At 54.3% G+C, this 12,135-nt stretch carries 8 protein-coding genes; all 8 read left to right on the forward strand.

Going from position 1 to position 12,135, the window contains the following annotated elements; all coding sequences use genetic code 11:
- The coding region (locus D4A39_RS13935; protein WP_147393865.1) for an IS3 family transposase at positions 1-130 on the forward strand (130 nt) is incomplete at its 5' end.
- A 457-nt stretch (positions 131-587) separates the two neighbouring features.
- A complete protein-coding gene (locus tag D4A39_RS13940) occupies positions 588-803 on the forward strand; it encodes a hypothetical protein (protein WP_119918420.1) in 216 nt (71 codons plus the stop codon).
- 57 nt (positions 804-860) lie between these two features.
- Positions 861-1,139 carry a hypothetical protein gene (locus D4A39_RS17675; protein ID WP_147393925.1) on the forward strand — a complete coding sequence of 93 codons (279 nt, stop codon included), beginning with the start codon at positions 861-863 and terminating at the stop codon, positions 1,137-1,139.
- Between the two features lie 85 nt (positions 1,140-1,224).
- Complete coding sequence (locus D4A39_RS13945) at positions 1,225-1,650, forward strand: DUF1493 family protein (protein WP_119918421.1); 426 nt, start codon at positions 1,225-1,227, stop codon at positions 1,648-1,650.
- Between the two features lie 71 nt (positions 1,651-1,721).
- Positions 1,722-2,426: a hypothetical protein gene (locus tag D4A39_RS13950; protein ID WP_119918422.1), complete on the forward strand. Its 705-nt coding sequence runs from the start codon at positions 1,722-1,724 to the stop codon at positions 2,424-2,426.
- 74 nt (positions 2,427-2,500) lie between these two features.
- Positions 2,501-3,094, forward strand: coding sequence for a hypothetical protein (locus D4A39_RS17680; protein WP_147393926.1), 594 nt, complete (start codon positions 2,501-2,503; stop codon positions 3,092-3,094).
- A gap of 1,154 nt (positions 3,095-4,248) precedes the next feature.
- A complete protein-coding gene (locus D4A39_RS13970; RefSeq protein WP_022985442.1) occupies positions 4,249-4,635 on the forward strand; it encodes a VOC family protein in 387 nt (128 codons plus the stop codon).
- Between the two features lie 357 nt (positions 4,636-4,992).
- On the forward strand, positions 4,993-12,123 hold the full coding sequence (locus tag D4A39_RS13980) for a CHAT domain-containing protein (RefSeq protein ID WP_119918427.1): 7,131 nt from the start codon (positions 4,993-4,995) through the stop codon (positions 12,121-12,123).
- The last annotated feature ends 12 nt before the right edge of the window (positions 12,124-12,135 follow it).

Below are 12,135 nucleotides of genomic sequence, written 5' to 3' on the forward strand. Positions count from 1 at the left end.
TGCCGCCCGGGCAGATATTTTTGATTATATCGAGATGTTCTATAACAACCGGCGACGCCATGGTTCTAATGAAAAGCTGTCACCGGTAGAGTATGAAAAGCGTCACCAAGAACGGCTGATAAGTGTCTAGAGAACTGGTGGCGATTCAGACTGTATTAATTCGTTTGGCTACTGGGTAGATGAAGATTGGGGCGAAGGTGTTATTACGCTCGAGCCAAATCAAACGGCTGATCCTCACTGGCTTACAGCAATTGATTTTATGTCTGGTGCAGTTTTAGCTGTCCAGGCGGAGAGTGCCAGTGCCAAAGTCACGGCCTAACAAGTCAAAGCATGCGGACTTGGTAAAGTTGTCACCTTTTTGCTTGTGCAAAAAAAGCCGCCAACTTCACCAGGCCGGCGTTTGAGGCGTTAAAGTTTGAGATCTATCTATGGGGCACGAAGAAGATATAAAAATTATAAATGCCTTTGTCGGTCGTGATTGCGAGCGAACACTAGCATGTAATTCGGTTAAGTTAAGGTTTGCGGAGAAAAGGCAATATATTTGGATTGATCCTCCATGGTTCCTCGATAACTCATCCGGAACGGTTATGCGTTCCGACGAATACCCCGGAGATGCCGATGAATTTGAGGAGTGGAGCGAGGGCATGAATCCACTTAACTATGTACAGCTGACGTCGTTTGAGTATCGAAGAGGAAGCTTGGTTCTGTCTTTCAATAATGAGCACAAGCTGATAGTCCCTCCTTCTTTGGCAGAAGTTACCCAGGAAGACTTTTATCATCATTGGTATGCAAGTTCAGAGTAACTTAACAAGTAGCTGCAAGACGACCTTCGGCAGCTGAGGCGGGCGTTAGGTGAATAAATGGGTGGGGAAATTCTTGGCATTTTTATGCCGGTAACTCTTTGGTTGTTGCTGTGGAATTTAGTTCTATTGTTTTTTCCAAAGAAGCGTGCGAAAGCGGCAGCTATGCTGGTTTGCTTCTGCCTGATTATGGCTATTGAGTTTTATTCTGGATCTGATCGCTGGTTAACATGGTCATTAATAATATATCCAGTTTTATATTTACCTATTAGCCCAATGTTTAGTTTGCTCCGGTGGTCGATAATAAAATTAAAGGAGAAGGATGGTGATAAGCCTTGAATCACCTAACAAGCGGCGCCAGGCAGACCAAATTTACGCTCCTTCGTCGCTCAAATTTGCTTGCTTCGCCGGGCGTTAGCCGTCAATGAATATTGAAGAAATTTACAGTTTTCTGGCTAAAGAGATAGCGATTGAGTCAGAGAAGTTGCACCCAGATGTAGATTTAACTGCTGATCTTGGTGTGGAGGGTGACGATTTCTCAGAATTAATCGAGGCTTTTGCGGAAAACTACCATGTAGACATGAGCTCATATCGTTGGTACTTCCATCACAGAGAGGAAGGGTGGAGCCTAGGTGCGTTGTTTTTTAAGCCGCCATATATGCAAGTTCAAAGAATACAAGTTACACCCGAAATACTATTGCACGCTGCAAGAATGAAGAAATGGAGTTTCGAGTATCCATCGCATCAAGTTTCGGAAAGTCGTCTAGATATTCAGATGAATATTATAATTTTAGTTGGTCTTGGGGTCACTGGTGCTTTAATGTGGCTTCTGGGCGTCTTTAGCGCCTAACAAGCGGCGGCAGAGCGACAGCCAACACGGAGCGCCTGCGCTGGGCGTTAGCTATCCTGCGGAGATCAAGATTGCGCACTAAAGAAGAAACAGAAGATCACGTTCGGAAAACAATAGAGATTGCTGACGATCATAGGGTGAATTCTGATCAAAGAATGGAGAAATTCTGCCTCCGTGGAGCTTGTGTAAAACTCATCAGAATATCTGTCGAGGAATTTTCAAACCCTTCTGAAGCTAAGGATTACCTTCGCAATTTCGGGCTTCCTAACTATTTAAAGAGATTTATTTGTCTCAATGGTGAAATCTACCAAAGGTTTAAGGAAAGCCCGAAGCACCCACAAACTGAAGTAACTACAGATGTTAGCATCGTTCACTTTCTTTGGCTCATGGGTATGTTTGAAGAAGCAGAAACAATGATAGCTATTTCATCTGATGAGTCAGTGTGGAAATACTACCCCGTTCATCGTCTTTGGAAAGATTACCATCGAATGGTATTCGCATTTTCAAATCATGAGAAGTATGAGCCTAAGCCGCCAAAGCTAAATGGCTATGAGAAGCATTGGCTTCCATATATCCAGCTTATGGAGAGGTTTACTAAATCAGAAGACATTTCCGATATAGTTATAGAAATCGATGAATCATTTGAGAAGAGAAATAGGGATAAGCGACTAGAAGACTATCCTGGCTTTGATGGTGACGGTAGAGCCCCGGTGAAGTGGGATTTGAGAAAACATACAATCTTAGAATGCGGAGCAAGATTTTATGGCTACAGCTAACAAAGTTCTGCTGTCGGGCAAATTTTGCGCTGCGTCCCAAATTTGCTGAAGATCAAGGCGTTAGGCATACAAGTATGTACCGTAAACTCGAACACAATGTGCCGGAACAAGCGCAGCACAAATATTACAATGAACACTTCGAGGGAGTTGAAATCGATCTCGGGTTCAAAAATGCGGTTCATGTTTTCCAGAATTGTACTTTTGATAACTGCTGTATAAGAGTCAATTCAAGCTCGTCTGCTACGCCACACATACTCGATACTAATGCATTTAGTAATTGCTTAATCTGGCCAGGAAGAAAGATGTTTGTAAGTACCATAGAGGCAAACTTCGAAAGTTGTAAGTTTAAAGGTACATGGTCAGGCCGTATCCGAGGCAAGGTTGAAAATTGTGATTTCTCTGAAGCAAATCTAGAAATGGTTGCCTTCATTGACCAGAAGGATGTAGGGGATAATATTATCAATGGCCAAGGCTTGGCCATAATCGAAAATGCTGGGCAGCATAAATCGGCTTTAAAATCAGCTTTAGGCGAAGAATCTAAAATATGGATTCATATTCGTGAAAATACTGGGCTCTTTGTGGTTAATATCAAAAAGCATCAAGACAGCGAAGTATTATTAAGGGTGTTTGCTAATTTACCATTCGTTAAGGTAGTCCCAAATGCCTAACAATAGCAGGTTGTCGTACTGGTTTTCCGCTGCGCTTCAAACCAGCCGTAACTGCGGGCGTTAAGTCTTGAGGGGAAGGAACGAGGTTGGCATATGAGTCATTGACCCTTGATGACCTAGGGGCACACAAATGCTGGAAGATGGACCATTCTGATGAAACCATTTCTCCAATAGATGATGTGAGGGGTTTTGATCAAGATGAGCCTTATGTTTCATATGCCGAATATCAGTTTAGTAATGGCGATATCTTTTCAGGGTATATGTGTGTTTATGACTCACGGGAAATAGAGTCTTCATTGATGGTGTAAACACATCGCTTTGTATGTACTGCGAAGCCTCTAAGGAAGAGGTGGCGGCTTTATGTAAGATAACCGGCCTGGATGCTTCGGCTATATTTCCTATCAAGTACCAAAATCATATTAAATGCTTTGGGAGTGATTCAGGAAATATCGGGGTGGAGACTTAACAATAACATGCATGCGACATACACCTGCTTTTGGCGTTATATCACTTGAGAATGATGTGTTTGAATATTTGAAGAAGAATGTGGGTTTGGTGTTTCTGGCACTTGTAACGAATTTGGCTGCGGTCAGTGTTTGGAAGGTCTATCTCACTTATGGGTACGTTTATGTTTCAAAGTTTGGTATCAAGTTTTACGGAAATGCTGCGCTTGTTCAGTCTCTAGCAGTTCTTTTTGCTGCGTTGATCTGTGATTACTATTTTTTCAAATCGCTGCGTTTGCATAGATATCAGTGACTGATATAAAAGGTGGCGGCAGGAAGACCAAATTTTCGTTCCTCCGTCACTTCAATCTGCCTGCTGCACCGGGCGTTATAAATTGGGGGAATAAATGGAAGGGACAAAGCTTTTCGCCGCTTTGGGCTATTTGAGCGTGTCTTATGTCTTGGGGATAATCTTGTCCCCTTTGATATATCGAGATGCAAAATCACTGCCTAAGTTATTTTTGGGAACTAAGCCTTGGTTTTGGTCAGTGTGCTGTATTTTTCTAGGTCCGCTCTGGGTGATGTTGGTTTATTGGGCGATTCATCACTCCAGTTTCAGTAACAGAATTTCTAGTGAAGATTTATAACAATGCCTTGCATGCGACAAGCGCATGATGGTTGGCGTCATACATCAGTAAGGAATCAGGCATCGTGAAAGTAGATAGAATTGATCATTTGGTTCTTACAGTAAAAGATATAAATGAAACGATTCAATTTTATTCATCTGTCATGGGCATGGAGAAAGTCGAATTTGGAGAAGGGCGAATAGCGTTAAGCTTTGGCCAACAAAAGATAAATCTCCATCAATTAGGTAAAGAGTTTGAGCCTAAGGCACAAAATGTTAAATCCGGTTCAGCTGATTTATGTTTCATAATTGACCTGCCGGTAGAGCACGCACTACATGATTTGGAGTCAAAGGGCATCAAAGTCATCGACGGCCCAGTTCAACGTACCGGGGCTTTAGGTAAAATTAAATCGGTATATTTCAGGGATCCTGATGGTAATTTGATTGAGGTCTCCAACTATGAAAACGTATAACACAGTGAAGCAACGGCCTTAGTCGTCCCCCGCTTTAGTGGATACTTTCTGCTGGCACGCGAAGGTGACAAATGCCCTGTAAGGCAGTCCAGTAAATCCAGCCCCCCTTCCTGAACCGATAAACGCGTGTCTCACCCTGATCTTCCACGTCATAATCGCTAGCATCCCGTCTGCATACACACTGCAGGAACGCTCGCCGGCCCATTCGTTCCCTTGCCCTGTCATTGAGTCCCTTCCCGCATTCCCCTACATTCATTCCTGGCTGTCTTGAGGGAGGCAGCATGTGATGGCTGTCGATTTTGTGGGGGATGGCCATCTCAGTCGTTACTGTTTCTTGAGGCTGCTGGGGCATATTCAATGACTTCATTCCTGTTTAGGGGTTGGACCAGGGCGGGTGTCCGTGGGGTGGTGTTTGCCGGGATATTGTCGGCGTCGCTCTCCGTGGCGGCCTCACCCTTGCTGGATGCGCTGGCGATGGCGGATCACGATGCCATGGCTGAACAGCTCAAAGCGGACCCTGGTCTGGCGTCGATGCCGGATGGGATCGGTGATTCCCCATTGTTGTTGGCAGTGCGTGCGGGGGATATGACTGCGGTGAAGCTGCTGGTGGACGCGGGGGCGCCCGTGACCCAGAGCTCTGCCAGTGGCGAGACGCCATTGCAGGTCAGCATGCTTTCAGGGCGGGGTGAGGTGACCCAGTGGTTGCTTCGTCATGGGGCGGAGCCGGATCAGTTTAACGGGGGGGGGCAGTCAGCACTGCACTGGTGTGCCCAGGCCGGTGAGGTGGCGCTGTGCGAGCGATTCCTGAAGGACGGCCTGTCACCTTTGCAGCGGGATGCCACCGGGCTGACACCAATGGATTTGGCGATTGGCTGGGGCCGGTTCGACGCACTGGGCGTTTTGCTTGCTGCTACCCCGACACCGCCCTCCCGGGATGTTGTGACACTGGACTTTGATGATGATCGCGTCCGCTACTGGAGTGCCCTCTATTGGTCGGGTGACGAGGCGGCTTTGGTGGCCAGCCTGGGTCAGGATTTGCAGTCCTCCTATCCCCATCCTCTCGCGCCCTATATCTGGAGTGCGGTGCACCGCCGCCAGGACACCCTGGACGCGGCGTTGACACAGGCGTCGCCGGCCCTGAAGCAGGCTCTGGGGATAACGCCACAGGTGCTGATGGCGGTGGATGCCGCCCCTCGTGAAGCCTGGAAGGCGTTCCCGGCGACTGCGACCTATCGGCTCGGTGAGGTGTATGCCCTGGTGGAGTTGGCCGATTCGGCCCGGGATCTGGGGGAGTTCGGGGTCTTTTACGACTACCTGGAAGCCGCGGTTACGCTGGCGCCCAATCACTGGCAGCTGGCCTGGATGTTCGACAACATGACGGCACTGGATCTGCCAGGGATGCGAGAGCGGGCGGCGGCATTTGCGCAAGCCGAGGCGGTGCGTGGCGGGTTTACGGGGGGCTATCTCCAGGCGGTGGTGCCGCAGCACAGTTGGAAGAACAGTGATCAGCTGGCCCATGTGGAGCGCTACCTTGAGCGCTGGCCCCACGATGGTCGGGCCTTGGTCGCCCGCTCATTGACGCTCAAGGGAAATGGCTATTACCGCGAGGCGGTCGAGAGCCACATGGCGGGGCTGGCGCGCTTTCCGTTCTATGCGGGACGCAGTGATGCCATGGAGCTGTTGATTAAAACCGGTCAGCACGACCGGGCCCGGCGCGTGGCGGAAGGCCTGGCGCGCTGGTATGGAAACGAGGGCGTGCCGGCCCGCGCGGCGCGTTATTACGCGGCAGGACTGCTGGATGACGGTGACAAGGGTGCTGCACGGGGCGCCTTGTCGGAGGCGTTGGCTCGTTACCCGGACGAGGGCCGGCTGTGGATGGAGCAGGCGCGTCTGGCGTTGGCAGAGCAGCGACCGGATGAGGCGCTGGCGGCAGCCGCGACCGGTTTCCCCTTGATCGAGAGTCCTTCGTCCGGGCAACTGGCAGACTGGTTGCAGGCGTACCGCGACAGTGGTGATCCGCGCGGTGGCGTTAGCGTGTTTGAGCGTTACCGCGAACGGGTTGGTATGCCGTCTGCCAGCCTGCTCAATAGTGTGCTGGAAGATCTGGCGACGCTGCAGGATACCCAGAGGTACCAGGCGTTACTGCGCGAGGCCCGTTCCTATTACCCCCATGACCGTGAGCTGTTATTGCGTCAGGCGCGGCAGGACGTGGCCGAGGGTCGCCAGGCCTCGGCGCTGGCGTTGCTGGAAGACGGCTTGGCCCGTCATGGCCATTCCCTCGACTATCTGAGCCAGACCTATGACGTCCTGTTGGCTGTACGGGGGGAGGCGTCGGCACGACGTTTTGTGGTTCAGCGGCAGGAGCGCATGCCTTGGGAAAAGGCGTCATGGCAATTGGCAAAGCAGCACGGTGCTGGCGAGGAGCCGGCTCTATGGGAAGCGGCGATTGTCGCTGCGCCGACGGAGACGTTTGGTTGTGAGGCGCTGATTGATTATTACGTGTCTGCCAAGGCGTGGCGCCAAGCCCACGATTGGGCGCAACAGTGCCATGAGCGTTTCGTGTCCACGGGGCGGTTGAGTGCCCGCCAGTCCATGTTGCTGTACGACGCCTGGGTCTATGAAAACCAGACCCGGCAGGAGCGGGTGGATAGCGAGACTTTGCGTGAGGCGCAAACGGCGTTTGATGAATTCGCCCGCGGGCATGGCCATTACATGGATTACCTGCGTTACCGGGAAGCCTTTTGTCTGGCGCGGGGGGACAAGTCCTGTGCGGCACAGTCCTTGGCGCAGCGCAGTGCTTATCAGCAGGACAGCACCAGCCATTTTCATGATCTGGTGGCGCGTTATGCCAATGAACTGGGAGCCGACAAGACCTTTGGCTACGGTGCCCGGATGCTGGCGCGATCACCCTACGACAGCAGCAAGGTGGCGTCGTTTCTGCACAAGCATTTGTTGTGGGGGGGCAGTTCGATTGTGGCACTCAAGGCCATCAATGATGCCGAAACCCGCGGTGTGAGTGTGGACAAGAAATGGCAGCGCCGGGCGCTGGGGAATCTGGGGGATTCCCTGTCCAGTTTCGAGCGTTACACCGTGGCGGGCATGCGCCCCTCGGCGTCACTGCGCTATATCCGCTGGTTCGATGAGGCCCGCCGTGATTCTCTTAGCGCTGATGGTACTCGGGTGTTTTATCAGCTCGACAGCGAGATCCCCGGGGTGGAGATTCTGCTGCCCAGTGGCGAGCAGGTTGTGCGTCAGGATCACCCGGTGTTTGGCAAGCCGTTGTACTTTGCCCGGGGCGCCACGTTTATGCGCCTGGGGTATACCGAGACCGGGCAGCTGACCCGCATTGAAGATTCCAGCGGCCAATCCATGACGTTGCTGTACGACAAGGATGACCAGATCCGCACGCTGATCAGCCCGGAGGGCACGCTGCACTTTACCTACAATGCGTTGGGCAAGCCTGTGCGTATCGTCGAGCAGGATGTGGGCGTGTTGGAGGTAGCGTACGACGAACAGGGCGAGATTCTGTCGGTGAACTCTGAGCAGGGTCAGCAGATGGCGTTGCGTATCACCCGTTCGTTCCAGTCGCTGCTGGGCATGGTCAATCAGGTCAAGCGGATTCACGATGTGAAACGGTTGCCGCGTCTGAGCGTGAACGACCCACAGGTGGATGCCCTGCGGGTGGAGTACGAGGACACCGAATACCACAGTGCGGAGGAGCAGAAGGCAGCGCTGGCGCTGGCGAAGTATTTGATCGGCCAGGTAGGGGACGACCCTGACTATGTCGGAGAGTCCGAGCGTTTGTTGTATGGCGTTGTGGCGACCGCGCAGGTCCACTCCCGTGAAAAGGCATTCCGCCACCGGGGTGCCCAGGCGGTGACGCTGTTGCATCAACTGTATCAGGAGGTGCGTCCGCGTGGGCTGCCGCAGGAGACCTTCAGTGAGTGGTCGGGGGCCTGGAACTGGTTGCGCAGTGCGGAACTGGAGGCGTCGTCGTCCACGTTGCGCAAAGCCCTGGCTGCGGTCAATCAGGCTCCACTGGCGTTGCTTCGGGATGCCCACCGGTTACAGCGTTCCGATTTCAGCAATACCGCTTACTGGAAACGGTACGGCGATCATGAGCTGTTTGGCAAGGCGTTGGCAGGGACAGAAAAACATCAGGTCGTGATGCGTGCCAACGGAGATGTGGTGGTGGCCACCAGCCAGGGATTGTCGGTGCTGCGCGAAGGCTACTGGCACTGGTACGGGTTTGATTTTCGCCAGCAGCGGCTGTCGGCGACTGCAGTGCTATCGGAGCAGGATGCGCGCGCCAACATTCTGGCCGTGACAGAAACCGAGGATGGCATTCTCTGGCTGGGAACGGCCAAGGGCCTGCTGGCGATTCCCGGAGACTACGACGGTGACCTGAAACGCTGGAGTGTGGCCGAAGGTTTGCCGTCGCCACGGGTCATATCGCTCACGTCACGCGGTAGCCGTGTATGGGCGGGGACCGGTGCCGGGCTGGTGGTGCTGGAGTATGCGCAAGCGAACCCGCAGGCCGTTACGGCGGCAGGTACTCATCCCATTGATCAGCTCTACCGCTTGCCCGGCCGACCCGATGCCTTGCTCTACCGCGCCAACCATCAGGTGTGGTTGTTGTCAGGTGACGCTCCCGTGAGTCTGGGACGGGGGCAGGACATGACCTTCGACATGGGGCGCATGCGGGTTTACCGGCTGGAGGGCAATCAGGTCTTTGGCCAATCCCTGACGGATGAAAACGGGCGCTGGGAGTGGCTGCAGCAGGATGCTGAGCTGGTCGCCACGGACAGTGACTTGCTGCTGTCAAAAAAGGTTCATGGGCTGTCGATGTGGGACCTGGGTAGTGGCGAGGAAGCGTTGGTGGTGAGTACCGACCGGGCCATGAATGTCTTGCAGGGCCACTATTATGAGGCGCTGGCGCTGCCGTTTGCCGAGCAACGCGGGGGCATGGCTGTCGGGCCGCGGCACTCTTTCAGTGATTCGCGTGGCGTGGTGGTGCTGAGCGACGAGGGTGTGTACACCCGGCTTGGCGAGGGCGCGCAGCAGCTGCAGCAAGCGCCGGTGTACGACCTGTTGGTGAGTCAGACGCTTAACAGTCTTTATGTGGCCATGGGGGACCACATTTTGTTGCTGGGCAATGATCAGCCACTGGAGTCAGCCCAGTATTTTTCTTCGGCCAATGCCCGTGTGCTGGCAGAGGATCAACACGGCAATCTCCTCACCCATGACGGCTACACGGTTCTGCGTTTTCCTGCCGGCAGCGATCAGCCCCAGGAGTTGTTCTCCGCGCGGCCTGCGGTCGAAGAAAAGGGCTGGCAAGGTGGCGTGGTCGACATGCTGGTGGACCGCGAAGGCACCTTGTGGGTGGTGTCCGGTTCGTCCCTGTTCCGTTACCGCCAAGAGACTCTCACCGAGTTCAACTATCTGCTCGACAGCGAACGTTTCCCGTCACGTAGCCCGATGCTGGCGGGGGTGCATGAAACCCTGGCGGGCGAGATCGAAGTGGTGGCATCCGATGAGGGGCATCTGACACATCAGGGGGTGTCGTTGTCTGGCGGGTTGCTGCGCTGGACTGGCAGCGGTTTCGAGCATGTGGGCAAGCCGCCACACTGGTTTGTCACAGGCTACACACCGGTGGATGACAGAACGGCGGTGATTGGCACCAACACTACCTTCGCCCGTGAACTGACGGGGGGCGCACGGCAGTCGTTTGCCGAGCTCAACGATCCCAGTTACCAGGCACTGGCGGACAAGACCCCACTGCTGTGGCTGGGGGGCGAGGGGGCGCGTTTCCAGGGGAGCAATAGCTGGTTGTTCCCGTCGGCGGGCGGGGTGCTGTTGTATCACGGCGGCACCTGGCTGTACCCGGATCGTCTGAATCAGTTATTGCCGGAGGACGCCGCACTGGGCCAATACGGTGGGCGCACTGTGCATGCGGTAGCGGTGGCCGGCAATGGTCGGGTTTATGTGGGCACCGACCTGGGGCTGTTGCTGTATGACTCTCAAGGGGTGGCGTCGTTACTCAATGACAACCATTTCGGTCAGCTTGCTTTCCGTGAAGAGGACACCCAACAGCAACAGGCGCTCAGTGATATTTTCCTGCCTGCCATATCGGGTGACAGTGACGCCGGGAAAATGCTGGCTCGCTACCGGCAGATGGAAGCGCAGATACGCGAGCTGGAAACCCGGGTGGCGCAGCCGGTGCCCGAGGCGGATGCTGCAACCTTGAGTGGGGCGGCGGCGTCCGGCAGTGCAGTAAAGGGCGTGTCGGATTCGCCCCGTGCTGAGCGTCTGCGGCAGCAACTGAAGAGCAAGAACCGGTTGCGGGAAACGTTGCTGGCACGCATGGAAGCAGAGCATGCGGGGTTGTACCAGATGCTCAAGCTGGACCCCCGTGAAGTGGCCGCCTTGCACCAGCGTTTGAGTGAGGATCAGGCGCTGGTGCAGTATCTGCCGACGCCGGAAAAGTTACTGATCCAGCTGGTAACCCGTGAGGGCGCGCAAATTCGTGAAGTGCAGGTCAGCCGTGCGGATCTGGAGGCCGCCAGTGCGCTGGTGGTAAAAGGCATGCGGTACCGGGCAGCCCATCTGACGGGCAATGACCGCGGGTTGTCGGCTTCCGGGGAGCGTGCGGCAGGGCCTGATGACGATGCGCAGGATGCCAGTCTGGCCTGGTTGTATGACAAGTTACTGCGGCCGGTGGAGCGTGAGCTGGAAGGCAAACAGCAGGTACTGGTCACACCGGTAGGGGCATTGACGTATTTGCCGTTCCCGGCGCTGTTACGCAAGAAAGAGGGCGATGTGCGCGAGTATGCCGCCGAGCGTTTTAACATCGGTGTCATTCCGTCCATGTATCACCTCAGCCTGGTGCTGCAGCAGAACGAATCCTTCAGTGACGGTTTGACCATGGTGGCCGATCCGGATGGCAGCTTGCCTGGGGCCCGGCAGGAAGTGAGCCGGATTGCCCGGGGAGCACTGGTGGCTCCCACCGTGCTTGAGGGCGCTTCTGCCACCTATGCGAATCTGGCGGGTGCGGTGCAGGATGCCCGGGTGGTGCATCTGGCGACCCATGGTAATCTTGATCCGGCGGTGCCGGCAGACAGCTACCTGTTATTGGCCAATAACTACCGCCTCAACGTGATTGATATCGCCGGTCTGACCCTGGATCAGACCGATCTGGTCGTGTTGTCGGCCTGTGAAACCGGTATCGGCAAACCGGGTCTGGAGTATGCGACGTTGGCGCGGGCGTTTGCGCTGGCCAGCGTGCCTACCGTGATCGCGTCCTACTGGAAAGTGGATGACGGGGCGACGGCCCGGTTGATGGAGCAATTTTATGGCAACCTGAGGGAATATCCCGGGGAAGGGTATCTGGTTGCCATGGCCCAGGCTCAACGGGCCCTGATTGAGGAAGGGGGACGGTATTCCGAGCCGGCAGCGTGGGCTGCGTTTACGTTGTTCGGGAAACCGTAAAAAAACAATCTT

It is taken from the genome of Alcanivorax profundi (assembly GCF_003597125.1).
GTDB classification, from domain to species: Bacteria; Pseudomonadota; Gammaproteobacteria; order Pseudomonadales; family Alcanivoracaceae; genus Alcanivorax; species Alcanivorax profundi.

Bases quoted from the DNA above. Each gene is read 5' to 3' on its own strand.
- D4A39_RS13945 (WP_119918421.1), top strand. From the start codon at position 1,225: ATGAATATTGAAGAAATTTACAGTTTTCTGGCTAAAGAGATAGCGATT.
- D4A39_RS13980 (WP_119918427.1), top strand. From the start codon at position 4,993: ATGACTTCATTCCTGTTTAGGGGTTGGACCAGGGCGGGTGTCCGTGGG.
- D4A39_RS17680 (WP_147393926.1), top strand. From the start codon at position 2,501: ATGTACCGTAAACTCGAACACAATGTGCCGGAACAAGCGCAGCACAAA.
- D4A39_RS13940 (WP_119918420.1), top strand. From the start codon at position 588: ATGCGTTCCGACGAATACCCCGGAGATGCCGATGAATTTGAGGAGTGG.
- D4A39_RS17675 (WP_147393925.1), top strand. From the start codon at position 861: ATGGGTGGGGAAATTCTTGGCATTTTTATGCCGGTAACTCTTTGGTTG.